The following is a 21,661-nucleotide window of genomic DNA, read 5'->3' as shown; positions in this document are numbered from 1 at the left end:
GGCCAGACGATTTCTGATCGCCGACCATAGCAGACGCCCGGCGGATGCGGCAGCCAAACTTTAGAAGACAGGAATATAGCCCGCGGCGAACCGTGTTCGCCCGCCATTTCTGGGGGAGGCTATTTCTGGGGAGCGGCGCTCTCTGCACCCGTGGGTTGGACGTAGCCGATGCTCACATCGGCCTGCTCCTCGGTCTTCGGCCGCTTGATCCTGGCCGAGGCCACGACGACGAGTTCGTCAAAACCTTCGCCGCCACTGTCCAGCATCTCGAAGAACTGCCGGCGCATCCTGGGCTCCCAGAACTTGTTGATGTGCTCGGCCACGCCCGCCACACCTTCCTCGCGGGGCCTTGAATGGAAGAAGGCGGCGATCTGGTTGGCCATGCGCACCAGCTTTTCCCCGGTGCTCGTGATGTGTTCTTCGTCATGCGACATGCTGGGCAACTCCCAAGACCACCCGTTCCGGGTGGGTGAAAACATCGAAATCGTCGCCGCGCACCAGCGCCACCAGCGTCATGCCGGCCTCTTCGGCGGTGCGGATGGCAAGGGCTGTCGGCGCCGACACGGCGATGATGAAGGCGGAGCCGATCGCCGCCGTTTTCTGCACCATCTCCACTGAGACGCGTGATGTCACCACCACCGCGCCCGATGCACCGTCAATGCCGGCCTTGGCCAGCGCGCCGGCCAGTTTGTCCAGCGCATTGTGCCGGCCGACATCCTCGCGCGCCATGACGATGCCTTTGCCGGGAATGTAGAAGCCCGCTGCATGCACGGCGCCGGTTTCTGAATGCAGAGGCTGCACCTTGGACAAAAGCTTTACCGAACGGGTGATGTCGTCGGCTTCAAGTGTAAGCTTGGACGCACCAACCTTGTCGACCGAGCGCATCGCTTCCTCGATCGATTCGATGCCGCACAGCCCGCAGCCAACCGGCCCGGCCAAGCGCCGGCGCCGCGTCTCGAAGCGCGTATTGGCCTGGTCCTTCAGCCGGATCTGGATATCGATGCCGGCGCCATGGTCCTCGACCTCAATCGCATCGATTTCGTCAGGCAAGGCTATGATGCCTTCGGTCAGAGAGAAGCCGAGCGCGAAATCCTCGAAATCGGCCGGGCTCGCCATCATCACCGCATGGGTGGTGCCGGCAAAGGAGAACGCCACCGGCGTCTCCTCCGGCACCATGCGGTTGGCCGCCGCAGTGCCGCTGGCGCGGTGGGCAAGGCGAGAGATTTGGGTGGTGGCTTGGCGTTTTCGGGTCACGAGGCGCGCCCCTCTGCCCTGTCCGTCCTTCGCAGTAGCTGTGGAGGCTCGCGCCTTTCCTCTCCCCCCTCCGGAGGGAGAGGAAAGGCGCCAGGCGGCATAAGCTCGCGTCCTTCCTCTCCCCCGTCGATCGGGGGAGAGGTGTTGAGCAAAGCTCGACGGAGTAGGGGTCGACCAACCGTCAAGATTGAAGCTCTTATTGTCGAACGCCGTGGCAAGACTACTCCGCCGCTTCCAGCTTTGCGATGCGGCGGCTCTGCTCGGCCTGCTCGTTATAATCGCGCTGCCAGTCCGAAGGCCCGTTGGAGGCGCCGACCTGCACCGCGGTCACCTTGTACTCCGGGCAGTTGGTCGCCCAGTCGGAGAAGTCGGTGGTGATGACGTTGGCCTGCGTGTCGGGATGGTGGAACGTTGTGTAGACCACACCTGGCGACACCCGGTCGGTGATCAGCGCACGCAGCGTCGTCTCACCCGAACGGCTGGTCAGCCGCACCCAGTCGCCATCGCGCAGGCCGCGGTTCTCGGCATCGTGCGGATGGATCTCCAGCCGGTCTTCCGAGTGCCACATGACGTTTTCGGTGCGCCTTGTCTGTGCACCGACATTGTACTGGCTGAGGATGCGGCCGGTGGTCAGCAGCAACGGGAAACGGGGCCCGGTCCGCTCGTCGGTCGCCACATATTCTGTGCGGATGAACTTGCCCTTGCCGCGCACGAAGCCGTCGATATGCATGATCGGCGTGCCGAGCGGCGCCTTCTCGTTGCAGGGCCATTGCACCGATCCGACACGGTCGAGCAGATCGAAGGAGACGCCGGCGAAGCTTGGCGTCGTTTTGGCGATCTCGTCCATGATTTCGGAGGGATGCTGGTAGTTCCAATCCAGCCCGATCGCGCGGGCAAGCTCCTGTGTCGCTTCCCAGTCGGCATAGCGCGCCTTCGGCTCCAGCACCTTGCGCACCATGTTGATGCGGCGCTCGGCATTTGTGAAGGTGCCGTCCTTTTCCAGGAAGGTCGAGCCCGGCAGGAAGACATGCGCGTAGTTCGCTGTCTCGTTGAGGAACAGGTCGTGCACGACGACGCATTCCATCGCCGCCAGGCCGGCCGCGACATGCTTGGTATCAGGGTCCGATTGCAGGATGTCCTCGCCCTGGATGTAGATGCCCTTGAAGGAGCCGTCGACGGCGGCATCCAGCATGTTGGGGATGCGCAGGCCCGGTTCGTCGTCGAGCTTCACCCCCCACAACGTCTCATAGATGTCGCGCACCGCCTCGCCGGAGATGTGGCGGTAGCCCGGCAGTTCATGCGGGAACGAGCCCATGTCGCAGGAACCCTGCACGTTGTTCTGGCCGCGCAGCGGGTTCACGCCGACGCCGGGACGGCCGATATTGCCGGTCGCCATGGCAAGGTTGGCGATAGCCATAACCGTGGTCGAACCCTGGCTGTGTTCGGTGACGCCAAGGCCATAATAAATCGCGCCATTGCCGCCCTTGGCATAGAGGCGCGCAGCACCCCGGATCAGTTCGGGGTCGACGCCGGACAGCTTGCCCACGATTTCGGGGCTGTTTTCCGGCAAGGCGACGAAAGAAGCCCAATCCTGGAACTCCGCCCAGTCGCAGCGATCGCGGATGAAGGCTTCGTCGAAAAGCCCTTCGGTAACGATGACATGCGCCAGCGCCGTCAGCACCGCCACGTTGGTGCCGGGCTTCAGCGGCAGGTGATAGTCGGCCTCGATATGCGCTGACTTGACCATTTCGGTGCGGCGCGGATCGAGCACGATCAGCTTGGCGCCCTGGCGCAGCCGCTTTTTCAGCCGCGAGGCGAACACCGGGTGCGCGGAAGCCGGATTGGCGCCGATGATGACGGCGACATCGGTGAAGTCGACGGAATCGAAATCCTGCGTGCCGGCCGAGGTGCCATAGGTCTGGCCGAGGCCGTAGCCGGTCGGCGAGTGGCAGACGCGGGCGCAGGTGTCGACATTGTTGTTGCGGAAGCCTTGGCGCACAAGCTTCTGCACCAGATAGGTCTCTTCATTTGTGCATCGCGAGGACGTGATGCCGCCGATCGAGGTGCGGCCGTATTGATACTGGATACGGCGGAATTCCTTGGCCGTATGGGCGATGGCCTCTTCCCAACTCACTTCGCGCCAGGGATCGCTGACCTTTTCCCGGATCATAGGCGACAGGATGCGGTCCTTGTGGGTGGCATAGCCATAGGCGAAACGGCCCTTCACGCAGGAGTGGCCGTGGTTGGCCTTGCCGTCCTTGTAGGGCATCATGCGAATGACTTCGTCGTCCTTCACTTCTGCCTTGAACGAGCAGCCGACGCCGCAATAGGCGCAGGTGGTGACGGCGGAACGCTCGGGCATGCCTTTCTCAAGCACGGTCTTTTCACGCAGCGCATCGGTCGGACAGGCCTGCACGCAGGCGCCGCAGGATACGCATTCGGAGGCGATGAAGTCCTCGTGCATGCCGGCGACCATGCGCGATTCGAAACCGCGGCCCTCGATCGTCAGCGCGAAGGTGCCCTGCACCTCCTCGCAGGCCCGCACGCAGCGCGAGCAGACGATACATTGCGCCGGATCATAGGTGAAATATGGGTTGGACTCGTCGCGGGCGATGTAGTCGACCGCCAGCGAGCCATGGCCGGGCGCGACGCCGTTTTCCTGCTTGACGTGGTTGCGGCCCTCGATGCCGAAGCGGTTCTCGGTCAGGCCGACCGATTTCGCCACAACGTCGAACTCGCTGGCGCCGGTGCCGGCCTTCTCGTTCCAGCCGGTCGGGTGGTCGGAGACGTAAAGCTCCATGACACCGCGGCGGATGGCGTCGAGCCGCTCGGATTGCGTGCGCACCACCATGCCTTCGCCGACGGGCGTCGTGCAGGATGCCGGCGTGCCGCCGCGCCCGTCGATCTCGACCAGGCAGACGCGGCAGGAGCCGAACGAGTCCAGCATGTCCGTGGCACAGAGTTTTGGGATCTCGACCCCGCCTTCCATCGCCGCGCGCATGATCGACGTACCCTCCGGCACGCTGATGCTGCGGCCGTCGACGATCAGCGTAACCTGCTTTTGCGCCTTCGATTCCGGGGTTCCGTAATCGAGTTCTTCGATGAGTGTCGGGAAGTCGGCCTTGATATTCATCTGCCAGCACCTATTCAGCAGCCACGCGCGCCGGCGCGGGCTTGAAATCTTCGGGGAAATGGGTGATCGAGCTCATCACCGGATAGGGCGTGAAGCCGCCCAGCGCGCAGAGCGATCCGAACTTCATCGTGTTGCAGAGATCGGTGACCAGTGCCAGGTTCTTCTCCGGCTCGATGCCGGCGGCAAGCCGGTCGATGGTCTCCACCCCGCGTATCGAGCCGATGCGGCAGGGCGTGCACTTGCCGCAGCTTTCGATGGCGCAGAACTCCATGGCAAAGCGCGCCTGCTTCAGCATGTCGGCCGTGTCGTCGAACACGGTGATGCCGGCATGGCCGATCAGCCCGTCGCGCTTCGCGAACTCTTCGTAGTCGAACGGCGTGTCGAACAGGCCGCGCGGGAAATAGGCGCCGAGCGGGCCGCCGACCTGCACCGCCTTCACCGGGCGACCTGTGGCCGTACCGCCGCCGATATCGTCGACGATTTCGCCCAGCGTCATGCCGAACGCCGCCTCGAACAGGCCGCCGAACTTGACGTTGCCGGCGATCTGTATCGGGATCGTGCCGCGCGAGCGGCCCATGCCGAAATCCTTGTAGAAGGCAGCACCCTTGTCCATGATGATGGGCACGGAGGCTAGGCTGATGACGTTGTTGATCACCGTCGGCTTGCCGAACAGACCCTGGATTGCCGGCAGCGGTGGCTTGGCTCGCACCACGCCGCGCTTGCCTTCAAGGCTGTTCAGCAGCGAAGTTTCCTCGCCGCAGACATAGGCGCCGGCGCCGACGCGGATTTCCATGTCGAAGGCGTTGGGCGAACCCAGCACGCTGACGCCGAGCACGCCTGCCTTGCGGGCGACCTCGACAGCCTTGTTCATGACAGCCACCGCATGCGGATATTCCGAGCGGATATAGACGAACCCCTTGGTCGCGCCGGTGGCGATGCCGGCAATCGTCATGCCTTCGATGAGCACGAAGGGGTCGCCCTCCATAATCATGCGGTCGGCAAAGGTGGCGCTGTCGCCCTCGTCGGCATTGCAGACGATGTATTTGCGGTCAGATGTCGTATCGAGCACCGTCTTCCACTTGATGCCGGTCGGGAAGCCGGCGCCGCCTCGGCCGCGCAAGCCCGATTCCGTGACCTGTTTGACGATGTCGAGCGGCGCCATGGCCACCGCGTTCTGCAGGCCCTTGAGCCCGCCCAGTGACTTGTAGGCATCGAGCGATAGCGGGTCGTTGATGCCGCAACGCGCAAAGGTCAGGCGCGTCTGCTTGGCCAGGAACGGGATTTTGTCGGGCGCGCCCAGCCAGCGCTTGTGATGCCCGCCGGTGAGAAAGCCGCTGTCGAACAGGCTCTTGACGTCCGATGGCTTGACCGGCCCGTAAGCGACGCGGCCCTTTTCGGTCGCGACCTCGACCATCGGTTCGAGGAAATAGGCGCCGCGCGAGCCGTTGCGGACGATCTTGGCCTCGACGCCCCGTTCAGCCAGTTCCGCACGAACAGCCTTGGCGACCTTTTCGGCGCCGAGCGCCAGCGCGCCGGAGTCACCTGGAATGTAGATGCGCGGGATCATGAGCGTACCTCCCCGACGATCTCTTCGATCTTCTCGTCATCGAGCCGCCCGATCACCTCACCATCCAGCATCGCCGACGGTGAACAGGCGCACAGCCCGAGGCAATAGACAGGCTCAAGTGTAACCGATCCGTCGCGGGTGGTCTCATGGAAATCGATGCCCAACAACTGCTTGACCTTTGCGGCGATCGCATCCGAACCCATCGACTGGCAGGCTTCCGCCTGGCAGAGCTTGAGCACATGCCGGCCGGCCGGCCGGGCACGGAAATCATGATAGAAGGTCACAACGCCATGCACTTCGGCCCTCGACAGGTTCAGCCCATCGGCGATGACGGGCACGGCGTCCTGCGGCACGTGGCCAAATTCGTCCTGGATCTCGTGCAGGATCGGCAGCAGCGGGCCTTCGAGGCCCTTCAACTCCTGGATGATCGCCGCCGTGCGCGACTGTATCTCGGTACTTGCTGGCTGCATCGTCACGCAGCGCCCTCCCTATCGTAGCGATCGATGCATATCCAAAAGCATGACGCGGTTTTGGAACAACGACATGCCTACGCCGCTTAATCGCTAAGTGCTTAAGAAATCAGAGAAAACCCCTGAAATCAATAAAGCGGTTTCGTTGCACGATAGAAAATTTCTATCGCGCCGATTGATCAGTTATGACTAGCTCAGCGATTGGCGCGGAAATCGTCTGCCAGCGCCATCGCCTCGTCCAGCAGCGCCTGCACCAGCGGCGTGTGCGGTTCGCGCGGCGCGGCGACCAGCCCGACCGTGTGGCTGGCATCCGGTTCGACGATCGGAATGGCCTGGATCGGCTCGGAAAAACCGAATGTTTCCGCCAGGTTGAGCGGCATGATCGACGACCATTTGCCTGTCCGTATGTGGGAGAACAGCACGATCATCGAGTTGGATTCCAGTGTCGGCCGCACCTGCACGCCGGCCTCGGCCAGATGCTGGTCGATGATGCGGCGGTTCTGCATGTCCGGCGTCAACAAGCAGAGCGGCAGCTGGCTGATTTCGGCCCATGTCACTTTGTCGCGATCCGAATAGGGATTTCCGACCGCCGTGATCAGCTGGTAGCGCTCGTCATAGAGCGGCACGCTGGTCACCCGTCCGAGAGGCTCGTTGTCGAGATAGGTGATGCCGGCATCGACGTCGAAATTGCCGAGCAGCGACAACACCTCGATCGAGGTGCGCGACAGGATAGAGAAGGTGACGCCCGGATGCTTCTCGCGAAATGGCGTCGTCAGCCGCGCCACCATGGCGAGGGCGGTTGGGATGGCGGCAATACGGATACGCCCGGACAGGCCATGTCGCGCCGCCCGCATCTCTTCGCGCATGGTCCTGGAATCGCCGACGATGCGACGCGCCCACACCAGCACCTGCTTGCCTTCCGGCGTCAGCCCCTGAAAGCGCGAACCGCGATTGACCAGCATGACGCCGAGCTGGCCCTCCAGCTGCTTGATCCCGGCCGACAAGGTCGGCTGCGTGACGCCGCACGCTTCCGCCGCCCGGCCGAAATGCTCCTCCTTGGCCAGCGCGATGAAGAATTCGAGCTTGTCGATCATCCCATCCGTCCGTTCGTTGCGCGCAAGGTCGGGGAAATTGCCTTTCGCCGCAAGCTCTACCCGCAATTGGCCATGCATCCACATCTTTGGGCCGGCTGGCTGTTTCCCCCGGCCGAACACGGCGCTATGTGGTTGGATGGAATACGAGGAGATCGGACATGCTGGGCTGGTTCCGCAAGCTTTTGCCGCGCGAAGATCGCTTCTTCGACCTCTTTGAACGGCATTCCCGCACCGTGGTCGGCGGCGCCGAGGCGCTGGAGCAGCTTCTGCAGGGCAAGGACATCGATCGCTGGTGCCAGAAGATCATCGATCTCGAGGACGAGGCCGATCATATCACGGCCGAAGTCCTGCTGGCGGTGCGGCGTTCCTTCATCACGCCTTTCGATCGCGGCGACATCAAGGACCTGATCCAGTCAATGGATGACGCCATCGACATGATGCACAAGACCGTCAAGACGGTGAAGCTGTTCGAAAAGAAGGAATTCGACCCGCTGATGCAGGAGATGGGCGGCGTCATCGTTGCCGCCTCCAGGCTGGTTGCCGAAGCGATCCCGCTGCTCAGCAAGGTCGGCACGCACACGGTACGCCTCAACGCCATCGCCGAAGAGGTCATGCGCGTCGAAAGCCGCGCCGACGATCTGCATGATCAGGGATTGAAGGACCTGTTCAAGCGGCATGGCCGCAGCGATCCGATGGCCTACCTGATCGGCTCGGAGATCTACGGCCAGCTGGAGAAGGTGGTCGACCGCTTTGAGGACGTCGCCAACGAGATCAGCGGCATCGTCATCGAGAACGTTTAGGCAATGGAAGCCACCATCGCCTTTCCCGTGCTGATCGGCCTTGTCGCCGTCGCGCTGTTTTTCGATTTTCTCAACGGCCTGCACGATGCGGCGAACTCCATCGCCACCATCGTCTCCACCCGCGTGCTGAGACCACAATATGCGGTCCTGTGGGCGGCTTTCTTCAATTTCATCGCCTTCATGTTCTTCGGCCTTCACGTGGCTGAAACCGTGGGAAAAGGTATCGTCGACGTCAGCATCGTCACGCCGGCGGTGATCTTCTCGGCGCTCGTCGGCGCCATCGTCTGGAACATCGTCACCTGGATTGCCGGCATCCCGTCCAGCAGTTCGCATGCCCTGATCGGCGGGCTCGTCGGCGCCGGCGTTGCAAAGGCTGGGCCCGGCGCCATCGTCTGGACCGGGCTTGGCAAGACGGTCGCCGCAATCGTCGTGTCGCCGGCGACAGGGTTTGTTCTGGCGCTGCTCCTGATCCTGGCCGTTTCCTGGCTGTTCGTGCGCCAGACACCGTTCGCCGTCGACAGCACTTTCCGCGTCGTGCAGTTCTTTTCGGCCTCGCTTTATTCGCTAGGGCACGGCGGCAACGACGCCCAGAAAACCATGGGCATCATCGCCGTGCTGCTCTATTCGCAAGGTATGCTCGGCGGGACGTTCTACGTGCCGCTGTGGGTCGTCCTCACCTGTCAGACAGCACTGGCGCTCGGCACTTTGTTCGGCGGCTGGCGCATCGTCCACACGATGGGCTCGAAGATCACCCGGTTGAACCCGATGCAGGGCTTCTGCGCCGAGACCGGCGGCGCCATCACCCTGTTTGCCGCCACCTGGCTTGGCGTTCCCGTGTCGACCACCCATACGATCACCGGGGCCATCATCGGTGTCGGCGCTGCCCGTCGCGTCTCGGCCGTGCGCTGGGGCATTGCCGGCAACATCGTCATCGCCTGGATCGTCACCTTGCCGGCCACGGCTGCAATTTCGGCGCTCACCTACCTTGCGGTTGGCCTGGCAAGGTGAGGCGGACACTGTGGTGCTTGGAGTCGCTGCCAATCTGCACTATCTGAGCCGCAGCCAAACGCCTTAGGGAACAATGCATGTCCGTCACCAAGGAAATCGTCACCGAGCGTCTGAAGACGGTCAACGGGCCGGACTTCACCGGCAACATCGTCGACCTCGGCATGGTTTCGGAGATTTTCATCGCCGATTCGAAAGTGTTTTTCTCGATCACCGTTCCCGCCGCCCGTGCACAGGAGATGGAGCCGCTGCGCGCCGCAGCCGAGCGTGTCGTCAAGGCGATCCCTGGTGTCGCCGGCGCCGTCGTCGCGCTGACGGCGGAGAAGAAGGGCGGCGGCATGGAGGCTCCGGTTGCGTCGCGTCCCGCGCCCAGGCCGGCACCCCCGGCTGCGCCAGCCGCGCCGCGCCCAGCTCCACACTCTCCAGCCCCGCACGCCCCGGCCTCGCAAAGCTCGGGCAAGCGCGGCGTGCCCGGCATCGAGGCGATCATCGCGGTGGCGTCCGGCAAGGGCGGCGTCGGCAAGTCGACCACCGCCGTCAACATCGCGCTTGGCCTCGCCGCCAACGGTTTGCGTGTCGGCGTGCTCGATGCCGATATTTATGGCCCGTCCATGCCCAGGCTGCTCAACATCCATGGCCGGCCGCAGACCGTCGACGGCAAGATCCTGAAACCGATGGAGAATTACGGCCTTAAGGTGATGTCGATGGGCTTCCTCGTCGACGAGGAGACGCCGATGATCTGGCGCGGTCCGATGGTGATGTCGGCGCTGACGCAGATGCTGCGCGAGGTCGAATGGGGCCGCCTCGACGTGCTCGTCGTCGACATGCCGCCCGGCACCGGCGACGCCCAGCTGACCATGGCCCAGCAGGTGCCGCTGGCCGGCGCCGTCATCGTCTCGACGCCGCAGGACCTGGCGCTGATCGACGCCCGCAAAGGATTGAATATGTTCAAGAAGGTCGACGTGCCGCTGCTCGGCATCGTGGAGAACATGAGCTATTTCATAGCCCCCGATACCGGCAAGCGCTACGACATCTTTGGCCATGGCGGGGCGCGGCGCGAGGCCGAGCGACTCGGCGTGACCTTCCTCGGCGAAGTGCCGCTGGAAATGGGCATTCGCGAAAGTTCTGATGAAGGTGCTCCGGTGGTGGCGTCGAAGCCAGACAGCGCCGAGGCGAAGATCTATCGCGGCATTGCTTCGAAGGTCTGGGACCGGGTCAACGAAGAACGCGGCGCGGCCGAAGCGGCGGTGCCGAACATCGTGTTCGAGTAGCTCGGATATCCCTCCCCCTTGAGGGGAGGGTGGCCCGAAGGGCCGGGTGGGGTCCGCGGTGACACGCTCGACGCTATTTCTTTACAAGTCGAGGCAGCTCAACTCACGTTGAGGCAGTTGAGGCGACCCCACCCGCCTCGCTTCACGAGGCACCCTCCCCTCAAGGGGGAGGGGAACCCACCTTCTCGCCAAAGCTTGAAAAGAACTGCAAGGCCAGCTTCTTCGAAGTCGATTCGATGAGCCGGCTGCCGAGTTGGGCGATCTTGCCGCCGACTTCGGCTTTGGCCGCGTATTTGAGGACCGTCGCATCCGGCCCGTCCGCCGTCAGCGTCACGTCGGCGCCACCCTTGGCGAAGCCGGCAATACCGCCCTTGCCCTCGCCCTGGATGGTGTAGGAGTGCGGCGGCTTCAGGTTCTTCAACGTCACCTCGCCGTTGAATGTCGCCTTGATCGGTCCGATCTTCAACACCACCGTCGCCGCCATTTCGGTCGGCGATTTCATCTCCAGGTGCTGGCAGCCGGGAATGGTCGCCTGCAAAACCTTCGGGTCGTTCAGCGCGTCCCACACTTTCTGCAGGGGGGCGGCAATGCGTTCCTCGCCTTCGACCACCAAAGCCATCGACACCTCCCGGACAGACTTCGAAGGCCTAACGCACGGTCTGGTCTGTGTCTATCGCACCAAAGTCCGGTTGCGACGGTGCGCCCTCTTGCCTGCTTCCGCGCGTTGCCATATCGATTTGTCTTACAAATACGGAGACCATGATGGCAGGCGCCCCCACCGGAAAGAAGAAATTTCGCTCGCAGGAGTGGTTCGACAATCCCGACAATCCAGGCATGACCGCGCTCTACCTCGAGCGCTACCTGAACTACGGCCTGACGCGGGCCGAGTTGATGTCGGGCAAGCCGCTGATCGGCATCGCCCAGACCGGCTCGGATCTGTCGCCGTGCAACCGCCACCATATCGAACTGGCCAAGCGCGTGCGCGAAGGCATCGTCTCGATGGGCGGCATCCCCTTCGAATTCCCGTGCCATCCGATCCAGGAGACCGGCAAGCGCCCGACCGCGGCACTCGACCGCAACCTTGCCTATCTCGGCCTGGTCGAAGTGCTTTACGGCTATCCGCTCGACGGCGTCGTGCTGACCATCGGCTGCGACAAAACCACGCCGGCGCTGCTGATGGCGGCGGCCACCGTCAATATTCCGGCCATAGCACTTTCGGTCGGACCGATGCTCAATGGCTGGCACAAAGGCAAGCGCACGGGATCCGGCACCATCGTCTGGGAATCGCGCCAGCGGCTCTCCGCCGGCGAGATTGACTATGACGAGTTCATGGACATCGTCGCCTCATCGGCGCCGTCGACCGGCTATTGCAACACCATGGGCACCGCCACCACGATGAACTCGCTGGCAGAGGCGCTCGGCATGCAATTGCCGGGTTCGGCCGCCATTCCCGCACCCTACCGCGAGCGCGGCCAGATCTCCTATGAGACCGGCAAGCGCATCGTCGAGATGGTGCATGAGGATCTGAAGCCGTCCGACATCATGACGCGCAAGGCCTTCGAGAACGCCATTGTCGTCAATTCGGCGATTGGCGGCTCGACCAATGCCCCGATCCACCTCAACGCGATTGCCCGTCATCTCGGCGTGCCGCTCACCAATGACGACTGGCAGACGGTCGGCCTCCATGTGCCGCTCATCGTCAATCTGCAGCCATCGGGCGAATATCTCGGCGAAGACTATCATCATGCCGGCGGCGTGCCGGCTGTGGTGGCCGAACTGATGAAGGCCAAGCTGCTGCCCTATCCCGAAGCGATGACCGTCAACGGGAAATCGATCGGCGACAATTGCAAGGATGTGGCCAACGAGAACACCGACGTCATACGCACCGTCGCCGAGCCGCTGAAGGCCAATGCCGGCTTCATTAATCTCAGCGGCAATCTGTTCGATTCCGCAATCATGAAGATGAGCGGCATCTCGCCGGAATTCCGCGAACGCTATCTCTCCAACCCGAACGACCCGGAAGCCTTCGAGGGCAACGCCATGGTCTTCGATGGTCCCGAGGACTACCACGCCCGCATCGACGATCCGGCGCAAGGCATCGACGAGCACACCATCCTGTTCATGCGCGGCGCCGGCCCAATCGGCTATCCCGGCGGCGCCGAGGTCGTCAACATGCAGCCGCCGGCCTATCTCATCAAGAAGGGCATTCACGCGCTGGCCTGCATCGGCGATGGCCGCCAGTCGGGCACATCCGGCTCGCCGTCTATCCTCAACGCTTCGCCGGAGGCCGCCATTGGCGGCGGCCTGGCGCTGCTCAAGACCGGCGACCGTGTGCGCATCGATTTACGGAAAGGCACTGCCAACATCCTCGTCACCGACGAGGAAATCACGCGCCGCCGTGCCGAACTGCAGGTCGATGGCGGCTATCATTATCCCAAGCATCAGACGCCATGGCAGGAGATCCAGCGCTCCATGGTCGACCAGTTCTCGGAGGGCATGGTGCTGAAGCCGGCGGTGAAATACCAGGACGTCGCGCACACCAGCGGCGTGCCGAGGGACAACCACTGAGCACCCGCTTGATATGAAAATGCCGGCCTGATCGGGCCGGCATGAAAGCCTTGGCGTAAGCTTGTTTGGATGGCGGCCTCAGGGTGGAGGCGGGCCGGACGAAGCGGCGATGGCTGTGATGCCGGAGAGTCGTCCTGCCTTGCGGATGACTGGTGTGTGATACTGTTTCTTCATAGGACCCGTTGCCCGTTTTAGATCACTGCTCGCACGCCAACTGATCCCACCTGTCAGTATGACATTGCAGTCCTCGTCAGTTTCGGGTTTTTTGACACGAAATCAAGAGGGGTCCAGAGCGTCGTCCATGATGATGGTTTTCCGCCACGGGCGTATCCTTGCCGCCTAGCCCGATCGACATTGCCCCGGTCGACATTGCTATTGTCGGCGCGGGCATGGCCGGTCTCTTCCTGGCGTGGCGCTTGTCCCAAAGTGAAAAGCCCGCAAGGATCGCTGTTTTCGAATCCGCCGGTCGCGTCGGCGGTCGGGCCTCCACGGTCTCATTTCCCGGAGAGCCGAACTTCGGCATCGATCTCGGCGCGATGATGCTGATGCCGCAACATCGGCTGCTCAAAAAACTCATGGCGACGCTGGATGTAAAGCTGTCGGGTATGGACGTCGTCACCGGCGCCAACCGGCTCCATCTGCGCGGTAGGAGCCTGCCCTACGCCGCTATATCGCGCTTTGCGCCGCGCCGCCTGTTTGCCTATGACGTGACGCGTCGGCTGCAGGAAAAAGGCCCGTCCCGCCTGCTGCGAAAGGCGGCAGCACTGATCCTGCCGGGTTCGGAGGCCTTCGGCAGCGCCGAATGGAACGGCGCCGCAGGCTTCGTTTATCGCGGCCGCAAGCTGGCGGATTGGGCGACTTGGGATGTGCTGGCGACGGTCTTGACCCCGGAGGAAATGGCTTTTGCCGAGGACGCGGTGGGCTATTCGTTGCTCCTGCGCGGACCCAACGCCGCCGAGACGTTCAGGCTTGCGCTCGGCGAGCTGAGCGGCGGCCGCTCCTATTGTTCCCCCGATGGTGGGTTCCAGCCGGTTGCGGAGCGAATGGCCGGGCGGATCGCTGTCAGCGGCGGCGCCGTCCATCTCGATCACACCGTGACCGCCATCGCCCGCTCGGCGCAAGGGATGGTCTTGTCTGTCGAGGGGCAGGGCGGGACGGTCGAGGCGCGCAAGGTCGTGCTGGCGTTACCGGTCCGCCCCCTGCGGACCCTGCTGGAAAAGTCCGGCATCGAGCAGCCCAGCGATCTGCCGGCACCGGAACCCTGGCCGATGCTCACGCTGGCCGCCTGCTATGCCAGCCCGTGGTGGGCTCGAAACGGCATCGCGGCCGGCCACAGCGTGACCGATCTGCCGGCTCGCCAGATATGGCAGTTCACAAAAGCGGACGCTCGCGACGCGACGATTCGTCGGAGCGTCGCCATGGCCTATTGCGATGGCAAGCACATGGTATTCTGGCGCTCACTGCTGCCTGAGCTCGCTCGGCGCCACGGCTTTGCGGTTTTGGCCGAGGGACATTCCGCGCTGGAGGCCTTTCACGGCCAGATGGTCGAAGTCCATGGCAAACACGGCGCCATCTCGAAACCCATCGGCGGGTTTGCGCAGGATTGGGGTGCGCCGGCCTATGGCGGCGCGTCGCATGTCTGGGACCGTGGCATAGATATCTCCGGTATAAAACTGGCGAGCCATACGCTCGCTCCGGGCATTCATGTCTGTGGCGAAGCGTGGTCCAACAATCACGGCTGGATCGAGGGCGCGCTGGAAAGTGCGGAAGACCTGTTGCAGCGGGAATTCGGGCTCGACGCCTGGTTTGCCTGAGACTCCGGAAAGGCGATGAAAAACGATCCTACATTCCCATATGAGTGGTCGGCTATCGGACGGAAAGTATCAACGTGACTAAACGGCGCTCTTCCCTCGGTTTCCTCGGCATGTTCGGCCGCTCGGGTGACTTGCGGGAACTGGACAACGCGCTGCGCGGCGCCGACCTTCACCCGGCACTGGTGCCAGAGGGAGTAAAGCTCACCATCGTCAATCTGATGAAGGATCACTGGCCGGACGAGCCCCCGCCAGAGGCTTATCGGTCCGTGGCGCAGCTGTTTGGTTATTGCATCGCAGGCCCACAAACCTTTGAGCAGGCCAATGGGCCGGAGCGGCGGCTGGACGCTGAGCGCCGCATCGAGGCAGCGCTTGAAACCGGCGACAGCCTGGATGCCCAGATCGTGCTGATGGCGCTGCATGGCAAGCTGATCAGCGCCGAAGTCGTCGAGCGCTTTGGGCTAAGTGCGGACTGACCTTCGTAAGGTGAAGCTTACCCGCCCATGCCGCTGCGTGGCAGCTTGATCATCTCGCCGAAGCGGGCGCGCAATTTGTCGTCTAGCAGCTTCGGCACATGGCGCGGGAAGCGCTCGGCAAGCACGCGCTTCTTTTCGATGATCGCCCGCTGCAAGATGTCGGGCCGGCCCTTCTCGTTCCATTCCTTGGGCGAAAAGCGGTCGCCGACGGCCGGATAAAAATACTCGGTCTGCATCAGGCGCAGCGTCTGCTCGTTGCCGAGATAGTGGCCTGGGCCATTCATGCAGACTTCGGTGATGGTGTCGATCGACAGCGCTTCGTCGGTCACTTCGATGCCCCGCACGCAGCGCAGGCAGTGGCCCAGCATGTCATTGTCTATGATCAGGCTCTCCAGGCAAAAGCCGAGCAGCGAGGCGTGCATGCCCGCCGATTCATAGACCAGATTGAGGCCGGCAAGACCGGCCATCACGTCGGTGATCCCCTTTTCATAGCCGGACTGGATGTCGGGCAGTTTCGAATCCGTCATGCCGGCGGCCGAGCCGCCCGGCAGGTCGTAGAACTGCGCCATCTGCGCGCAGGCCGAAGTCAGTACTGCCTGCTCGGCCGAGCCGCCCGACATGGCGCCGGTCCTCAGGTCGGAGACGAACGGCCAGGTGCCGAAGATCGCCGGATGCCCGGGCTTGATGGCGTTGACGTAGATGAGGCCGACCAGCACTTCGGCCACCGCTTGCACCACAGCGCCGGCAATCGCCGCGGGAGCGGTGGCGCCGGCCTGGCCGGCCGATAGAAGCAGGATCGGGATGCCGCCGTCGACACAGGCTTCGAGCACGCCGCAGGCGTCCTCGGCAAACTTCATCGGCGGCACGACGAAGCAATTGGAGTTTGACACGAACGGCCGGGCGCGAAAGTTCTCCTCGCCGCCGGCGATCGCATAAAGCATTTCCAGCGCCGGCTGCACGTTCTCGCGCACCGTGAACGAGGTGCCGACATGCTTCGACGTGCCCATCACGCAGGCGTAGAGCGTGTTGAAGTCCATTTCGAGCGGATCGGGAATGTCGCGCGGCACCATCGGCCGCTGGAAGAAATGGATGTTGTCGAGCCCTTCGACGAGGCGAGCGGCATCATAAATGTCCTGCACCAGCGACTCGCGGTATTCGCGCTTTTCGACATCGACCAGATGCACCGCCGCACCCGCCGTGCCGTAATGCACGCGCTTGCCCTGGATCAGCATGTCATGCCTGGGGTCCTGGCCGTGCAGCGTAAAATTTCGCGCGGCTCGTCTGATCGTGTCCATCACAAGCCCGCGTGGGAAACGGACGCGGCCGTCATCGCCGTAAACGGCGCCGACCCCGGTCAGCGCCTCGACGCAGGAGGGAATGGCATTGGCGAAGCCGACGGTCTCCAGCAGCGTCAGCACCGCTTCATGGATGCGCTCCTGGTCGTTCCGGTTGAGCGGGCCGTAACTGCCGCCTTCAAGCCCGGCACGTACCGGCCTGATGTCGTCGGCCAAAGGTGCTGCCCGCATGGCGCGGCGCGCTTCGCGCCCGCCGGATCGTCGCGAACGCTGGTCGGCTGATGTATCTTTAGGAGCCGCATCCTTAAGAGCCGCATCCTGCTGCTCAACAGCCACTGACATGGGGGGCACTCCACCTTTAGCTTGCGAAACACGACGCGGTGATTGGTCCACCGTCGGCCTGCTTCGTCCCTCTGTCAGCCGACTATGCCGTTGCCATTGGCCCAGCCTATGGGCCAGTCAACGCAGCCGAGTATGCCAGAGAGCTAATGCAGAATGTTGGTGATCATGCCAAGGGCCGGGCTGTTCAAAGCCCCGGCACAGGCAAATCAGGCTGCAGCGGGCCTGCGTCCGGCTGCGGTCGCGAGCTCGCGAATACCCGGCTCGATGTGCTGCAGTGCGATCGAGGAAATGCCCAAGCGCATGAAACGCGACGGCTTTTCGGTGCGATCGAAGAAGCGATCGCCCGGCTCGATGATGACGCTGCGCGAGGCCGCGGCCTCGGCCAGTCCACGTGAATCGGTGCCGCGCGGGCCTTCCAGCCAGAGCGATGTGCCGCCGGCCGAATCGGTCGAGCGCCATTCCGGCAGGAATGCGGAAATCGCATGGACCAGACGCTTGCGCCGCTCGTCGAAGGCCGACGACAGCCGCCGCACCAGGGCTTCGTGATGGCCGAGCGACAGGAACAGCGCGACCGCGCGCTGGTTGTTGGCCGGCGGGTGCCTGAGCATGAAGCGACGCAGCGCCCTGAGCTCGGAGATTAGTCCAGCCGAAGCGACGATGTAGCCAAGCCGCAGGCCCGGAGCCAGCGTCTTCGACATCGAGCCGACATAGACGACGCGACCCGAGCGATCGAGGCTCTTCAGCGCCTGCTGCGGCGCCTCGTCGAGAAGCTGGCTGTCATAGCCGTCCTCGATGATGATCTGGTTGTGGCGGTTGGCGCGCGCCAGAAGGTCCTGCCGCCGCTCCGCCGACAGCGGCACCATGGTCGGGCAGTGGTGGCTGGGGGTGACGAAGACAAAGCCGGAATCGTTGGGAATGGACGAGGTGACGATGCCGGACTGATCGACCGGAACCGGCTGGATTTCGGCGCCTGCCAAGCGGAAGATCGAGCGCGCGTCGGGGTATCCCGGGTCTTCCATCGCGACCTTGGAGCCCTTTGTCATCAGCAGTGTCGCCAGCATATAGAGCGCGTTCTGGGCGCCCAGCGTGACGATGATCTCGTCCGGATTGGCGAAGATGCCGCGCCGCGGCAACAGCCGCGCCTGGATCTGCTCGATCAAGAGCGGATCGTCACGATCGACCATGTCGGAGGCCCAGTTGCGGATTTCGAGCACGGCCAGCGCCATGCGGTTGCACTCACGCCATTCGGCTGTCGGGAACAGCGCCGGGTCGAACTGGCCGTAGACGAAGGGGTAGGAGGACTTGATCCAGTTGTCGTGCTTGGCCGGTGGCGGCATGTCGCTGGCGGCGATCTGCCGGCGTGCCTTCCAGTCGATCTCGTTCTGCTGGTCGGGCGCCTTCTGGTGCGGCTTGGCGGGGGTGGCCAGCACATCCGGATTGACGAAATGGCCGCGCCGTTCGCGCGCCACCAGGAAACCTTGGTCGACCAATTGCTGGAATGCCAGCACCACAGTGCCGCGCGCGACGCCGAGTTTTTCAGCCAGGATGCGGCAGGACGGAAGCGGCATCGAAGCGGCGATCTGCCGGTCGAGAATGGCGGCGACGATCGCCTGACGGATCTGCGCCTGCAGGGTCTGGCCCGATTCCGCCGAAATCCGGAACAGGCCGGACCATATGGCCGTGTCGTTACGCTGTGGCATGGAAGGTGTTCCTCGATGGCCAGTCTTTTTTGCTTGGCTGGACCAGCGGAAGGTAACCGTGGCACAAGGGGTTGCGCCAATCAATTTTTCTGATCGCTGGGATTTATGCCAGTGATCTATGCGCGACGCGCAGCGTCGTCGCATCCCCGGGTGACGCTTGCGTCATCCCGCAGCGCGGACGCCCGCGCGATGCGAAGCGTCGTCGCGCCTCATTATCCCCAGCGCGACGCGCAGCGTCGTCGCTACTCCCATCAAATCATCCAGCGCGGCGCGCAGCGTCATAGCTCCATCACATCGCACTATGCTGCACTGCGTCATCCCCACGCATTGAAACATGCGGAATTCGGCTCAATAAGATCAGCGCGACGACACGCGCCGGAAACATCCGGTCTGATAAGATGTCGTGAAAAACGATCAGGAGCCGAAAGTGGATCATTCCTCCTTCGACAAACAGCTTGTCGCCTTGCGTGCTGCGCGCGCGGCGGCATCGGGTACGATGCGCGAGGCTTTTGCCGCCGACCCCAAGCGCTTCGAGACGTTCTCGGCCAGCGACGGCGACCTTTTGCTCGACTGGTCGAAATGCGCGGTCGACCAGGGCACGATGGAACTGCTCGAGAAGCTCGCCGCCGCCGCCGATCTCGAAGGTCGCCGCGCCGCAATGTTTTCCGGCAAGAAAATCAACATCACCGAAGACCGCGCCGTGCTGCACACGGCGCTGCGCAACCTCTCGGGCAAGGGCGTCACCGTCGATGGCCAGGACGTCAAGGCGGATGTGCTGTCCGTGCTCGACGCCATGGGCGCTTTCGCCGACGCCATTCGCTCCGGCAAGGCCGCCGGCGCCACCGGCAAGAAAATCACCGACATTGTCAACATCGGCATTGGCGGCTCCGATCTCGGCCCGGCCATGGCGACGCTGGCGCTGGCGCCCTATCACGACGGCCCGCGCGCGCACTACGTCTCCAACATCGACGGCGCCCATATCCACGACACGCTGAAGGGCCTGTCGGCCGAAACCACCCTGTTCATCATCGCCTCGAAGACCTTCACCACGGTCGAGACGATGACCAATGCCGAGACGGCGCGCGAATGGGTGCAGAAGGCGCTCGGCAAGGAAGCTGTCGGCAAGCATTTCGCCGCCGTCTCGACCGCGCTCGACCTGGTTTCCAAGTTCGGCATCGAAGCGGATCGCGTGTTCGGCTTCTGGGACTGGGTCGGCGGCCGCTATTCGCTGTGGGGCGCCATCGGCCTGCCGGTGATGATCGCCATCGGCCCGCGCAACTTCCGCGCCTTCCTCGATGGCGCGCATGAGATGGACGAGCACTTCCGCACCGCACCCCTGCAGAAGAACCTGCCGGCGCTGCTGGGGCTGGTCGGCTGGTGGCATCGCGTGATCTGCGGTTATCCGGCGCGTGCGGTCATCCCTTATGACCAGCGCCTTTCCAGGCTGCCGGCCTATCTGCAGCAGCTCGACATGGAATCGAACGGCAAGGGCGTCACCCTCGACGGCACGCCGGTGACGACGCCGACCGGACCGCTGGTCTGGGGCGAGCCCGGCACCAATGGCCAGCACGCCTTCTTCCAGCTGCTGCACCAGGGCACCGATTTCATCCCGGTCGAGTTCCTTGCCGCTGCCGTCGGCCATGAGCCGGATCTGAAGCACCAGCACGATCTACTGCTTGCCAATTGCCTGGCCCAATCGGAAGCGTTGATGAAGGGCCGCACGCTGGACGAGGCTCGCGCGCAGATGCTGGCCAAGGGCATGAAGCCGGCCGATGTCGACAGAATAGCCCCGCACCGCGTCTTCTCCGGCAACCGCCCCTCGGTGACGATCCTCTACCGCAAGCTCGACCCGCGCACCTTCGGCCGGCTGATCGCGCTTTACGAGCACCGCGTCTTCGTCGAAGGCACTCTGTTCAACATCAATTCCTTCGACCAATGGGGCGTCGAGCTCGGCAAGGAGCTGGCGACCGGCCTGTTGCCAGTCGTGGAAGGCAAGGAGAGCGCCGCCAAGCGCGACGCATCGACGGCCGGGCTGGTGGCGCGCATCCAGCAACTGCGGGGGGCTCAATGAAAAATCCGGCCGACATCAAGGGCATCTTGTTCGACAAGGACGGCACGCTTGTCGATTTCAACGCGACCTGGCTCGGCATCGCCGATTTCATGGCCATGGATGCCGCCGAGGGCGATCGCTGGAAAGCCGACAGGCTGCTTTCAGCGGCGGGCTTCGATTTTGTCGCCAAGCGCTTCAAGCCGGATTCCATCTTCGCCTCGGGCACCAACATGGATGTCGTCGAACTATGGTTCCCGCGCCTGTCCGACGAGGACCAGATGCTGGCCGTCGCCCGCTTCAACGAGATCACCTCGGTGCAAGGCTCATCGATGGCGGTGGCCCTGCCCGGCATCGTCGCGGCGCTGACGGCTCTGCACAAGGGATCCTACCGGCTCGGCGTCGCCACCAATGATTCGACTGCCGGTGCGGAAAAGACCATGGTCACGCTTGGCGTCGCGCAGCTGATCACCGCCGCCTATGGCTATGACGCGGTCGCCAATCCGAAACCGGCGCCGGACACGATCGTCGCCTTTTGCGACCTGACCGGGTTGAAGGCGTCCGAGATCGCCATGGTCGGCGACAACCGCCACGACCTGGAGATGGCGCGTGCCGGCGGCTGCGGTCTGGCGGTCGGCGTGCTCTCCGGCACCGGCACGCGTGAATCGCTGTCGGCGATCGCCGATGTCGTTTTGGATTCGGTCGCCGATTTGCCAGACTTTCTCTCGGCGCGGGTCAAGGAGACGGTCTGAAGGGGGCCTGGGGCAAACTCAATTCGACTCGAGATTTCCCGCCAATGGCCGAGTTGGGCGAAGCAGCCCATGAAAA

Annotated in this window: 17 protein-coding genes; 8 read left to right on the top strand and 9 right to left on the bottom strand. The window is 63.6% G+C overall.

What is annotated here, in order from left to right; all coding sequences use genetic code 11:
- Window positions 1–119: 119 nt before the first annotated feature.
- The 6 genes from X727_RS149995 to X727_RS150020 all read right to left on the bottom strand — a co-directional run bounded on the left by X727_RS149995 (window position 120) and on the right by X727_RS150020 (window position 7,518).
- Window positions 120–434 (bottom strand): formate dehydrogenase subunit delta, encoded by a 315-nt coding sequence (locus tag X727_RS149995; protein ID WP_023688796.1) that lies wholly within the window; start codon window positions 432–434, stop codon window positions 120–122.
- Window positions 424–1,254 carry a formate dehydrogenase accessory sulfurtransferase FdhD gene (gene fdhD, locus X727_RS150000; RefSeq protein ID WP_023753001.1) on the bottom strand — a complete coding sequence of 277 codons (831 nt, stop codon included), beginning with the start codon at window positions 1,252–1,254 and terminating at the stop codon, window positions 424–426. The genes X727_RS149995 and fdhD overlap by 11 nt, the downstream gene beginning before the upstream one ends.
- A 220-nt stretch (window positions 1,255–1,474) precedes the next feature.
- Window positions 1,475–4,387, bottom strand: a complete 2,913-nt coding sequence (gene fdhF / locus X727_RS150005; protein ID WP_023673425.1) for a formate dehydrogenase subunit alpha — start codon at window positions 4,385–4,387, stop codon at window positions 1,475–1,477.
- A gap of 10 nt (window positions 4,388–4,397) precedes the next feature.
- Window positions 4,398–5,954 (bottom strand): NADH-quinone oxidoreductase subunit NuoF, encoded by a 1,557-nt coding sequence (locus X727_RS150010; RefSeq protein WP_023673426.1) that lies wholly within the window; start codon window positions 5,952–5,954, stop codon window positions 4,398–4,400.
- Entirely contained in the window at window positions 5,951–6,430 is a 480-nt protein-coding gene (locus X727_RS150015; RefSeq protein ID WP_023736169.1) for a formate dehydrogenase subunit gamma, read from the bottom strand. The genes X727_RS150010 and X727_RS150015 overlap by 4 nt, the downstream gene beginning before the upstream one ends.
- A gap of 188 nt (window positions 6,431–6,618) precedes the next feature.
- Complete coding sequence (locus tag X727_RS150020; RefSeq protein ID WP_023834343.1) at window positions 6,619–7,518, bottom strand: LysR family transcriptional regulator; 900 nt, start codon at window positions 7,516–7,518, stop codon at window positions 6,619–6,621.
- A gap of 158 nt (window positions 7,519–7,676) precedes the next feature.
- On the opposite strand from X727_RS150020, the gene X727_RS150025 reads away from it, so the two are divergent.
- From X727_RS150025 to X727_RS150035, 3 genes are all read left to right on the top strand, one after another.
- On the top strand, window positions 7,677–8,318 hold the full coding sequence (locus X727_RS150025; RefSeq protein ID WP_023834342.1) for a DUF47 domain-containing protein: 642 nt from the start codon (window positions 7,677–7,679) through the stop codon (window positions 8,316–8,318).
- Window positions 8,319–8,321: 3 nt separating this feature from the next.
- Entirely contained in the window at window positions 8,322–9,326 is a 1,005-nt protein-coding gene (locus X727_RS150030) for an inorganic phosphate transporter (protein ID WP_023834341.1), read from the top strand.
- A 77-nt stretch (window positions 9,327–9,403) separates the two neighbouring features.
- Entirely contained in the window at window positions 9,404–10,594 is a 1,191-nt protein-coding gene (locus X727_RS150035) for an Mrp/NBP35 family ATP-binding protein (protein WP_023688788.1), read from the top strand.
- A 160-nt stretch (window positions 10,595–10,754) separates the two neighbouring features.
- Here the strand turns inward: X727_RS150035 and X727_RS150040 are convergent, their stop codons facing one another.
- A complete protein-coding gene (locus X727_RS150040; protein ID WP_023745242.1) occupies window positions 10,755–11,213 on the bottom strand; it encodes a carbon monoxide dehydrogenase subunit G in 459 nt (152 codons plus the stop codon).
- 143 nt (window positions 11,214–11,356) lie between these two features.
- Here X727_RS150040 and X727_RS150045 point away from each other — a divergent pair, with 143 nt between their 5' ends.
- The 3 genes from X727_RS150045 to X727_RS150055 all read left to right on the top strand — a co-directional run bounded on the left by X727_RS150045 (window position 11,357) and on the right by X727_RS150055 (window position 15,449).
- Window positions 11,357–13,162, top strand: coding sequence for an IlvD/Edd family dehydratase (locus X727_RS150045; RefSeq protein ID WP_023688786.1), 1,806 nt, complete (start codon window positions 11,357–11,359; stop codon window positions 13,160–13,162).
- Window positions 13,163–13,494: 332 nt separating this feature from the next.
- A complete protein-coding gene (locus X727_RS150050) occupies window positions 13,495–14,976 on the top strand; it encodes an FAD-dependent oxidoreductase (protein WP_023745243.1) in 1,482 nt (493 codons plus the stop codon).
- Between the two features lie 110 nt (window positions 14,977–15,086).
- Entirely contained in the window at window positions 15,087–15,449 is a 363-nt protein-coding gene (locus X727_RS150055) for a hypothetical protein (protein ID WP_081726128.1), read from the top strand.
- A 17-nt stretch (window positions 15,450–15,466) separates the two neighbouring features.
- Here the strand turns inward: X727_RS150055 and X727_RS150060 are convergent, their stop codons facing one another.
- Window positions 15,467–17,086, bottom strand: coding sequence for a trimethylamine methyltransferase family protein (locus X727_RS150060; protein WP_023745244.1), 1,620 nt, complete (start codon window positions 17,084–17,086; stop codon window positions 15,467–15,469).
- 206 nt (window positions 17,087–17,292) lie between these two features.
- Complete coding sequence (locus X727_RS150065) at window positions 17,293–18,786, bottom strand: PLP-dependent aminotransferase family protein (RefSeq protein WP_023669484.1); 1,494 nt, start codon at window positions 18,784–18,786, stop codon at window positions 17,293–17,295.
- Between the two features lie 463 nt (window positions 18,787–19,249).
- Between X727_RS150065 and pgi the strand changes: the two genes are divergently transcribed.
- Both pgi and X727_RS150075 read left to right on the top strand, forming a co-directional pair.
- The gene (pgi, locus tag X727_RS150070) at window positions 19,250–20,857 is read left to right on the top strand and encodes a glucose-6-phosphate isomerase (RefSeq protein ID WP_245265795.1); all 1,608 of its coding nucleotides are present in this window, start codon (window positions 19,250–19,252) and stop codon (window positions 20,855–20,857) included.
- The gene (locus X727_RS150075) at window positions 20,854–21,585 is read left to right on the top strand and encodes an HAD family hydrolase (RefSeq protein ID WP_023745246.1); all 732 of its coding nucleotides are present in this window, start codon (window positions 20,854–20,856) and stop codon (window positions 21,583–21,585) included. Before pgi ends, X727_RS150075 begins: the two co-directional genes overlap by 4 nt.
- The last annotated feature ends 76 nt before the right edge of the window (window positions 21,586–21,661 follow it).

It is taken from the genome of Mesorhizobium sp. L103C105A0 (assembly GCF_000502215.1).
Lineage (GTDB): Bacteria > Pseudomonadota > Alphaproteobacteria > Rhizobiales > Rhizobiaceae > Mesorhizobium.
This window is presented reverse-complemented; position numbering and strand designations above follow the sequence as displayed.

What these genes read in the sequence shown, in the direction of transcription:
- X727_RS150065 (WP_023669484.1), bottom strand. Translation starts at nt 18,786, where the DNA reads ATGCCACAGCGTAACGACACGGCCATATGGTCCGGCCTGTTCCGGATT.
- X727_RS150075 (WP_023745246.1), top strand. Translation starts at nt 20,854, where the DNA reads ATGAAAAATCCGGCCGACATCAAGGGCATCTTGTTCGACAAGGACGGC.
- X727_RS150040 (WP_023745242.1), bottom strand. Translation starts at nt 11,213, where the DNA reads ATGGCTTTGGTGGTCGAAGGCGAGGAACGCATTGCCGCCCCCCTGCAG.
- X727_RS150025 (WP_023834342.1), top strand. Translation starts at nt 7,677, where the DNA reads ATGCTGGGCTGGTTCCGCAAGCTTTTGCCGCGCGAAGATCGCTTCTTC.
- X727_RS150055 (WP_081726128.1), top strand. Translation starts at nt 15,087, where the DNA reads ATGTTCGGCCGCTCGGGTGACTTGCGGGAACTGGACAACGCGCTGCGC.
- X727_RS149995 (WP_023688796.1), bottom strand. Translation starts at nt 434, where the DNA reads ATGTCGCATGACGAAGAACACATCACGAGCACCGGGGAAAAGCTGGTG.
- X727_RS150030 (WP_023834341.1), top strand. Translation starts at nt 8,322, where the DNA reads ATGGAAGCCACCATCGCCTTTCCCGTGCTGATCGGCCTTGTCGCCGTC.
- X727_RS150020 (WP_023834343.1), bottom strand. Translation starts at nt 7,518, where the DNA reads ATGATCGACAAGCTCGAATTCTTCATCGCGCTGGCCAAGGAGGAGCAT.
- X727_RS150010 (WP_023673426.1), bottom strand. Translation starts at nt 5,954, where the DNA reads ATGATCCCGCGCATCTACATTCCAGGTGACTCCGGCGCGCTGGCGCTC.
- fdhF (WP_023673425.1), bottom strand. Translation starts at nt 4,387, where the DNA reads ATGAATATCAAGGCCGACTTCCCGACACTCATCGAAGAACTCGATTAC.
- X727_RS150045 (WP_023688786.1), top strand. Translation starts at nt 11,357, where the DNA reads ATGGCAGGCGCCCCCACCGGAAAGAAGAAATTTCGCTCGCAGGAGTGG.
- X727_RS150060 (WP_023745244.1), bottom strand. Translation starts at nt 17,086, where the DNA reads ATGTCAGTGGCTGTTGAGCAGCAGGATGCGGCTCTTAAGGATGCGGCT.
- X727_RS150035 (WP_023688788.1), top strand. Translation starts at nt 9,404, where the DNA reads ATGTCCGTCACCAAGGAAATCGTCACCGAGCGTCTGAAGACGGTCAAC.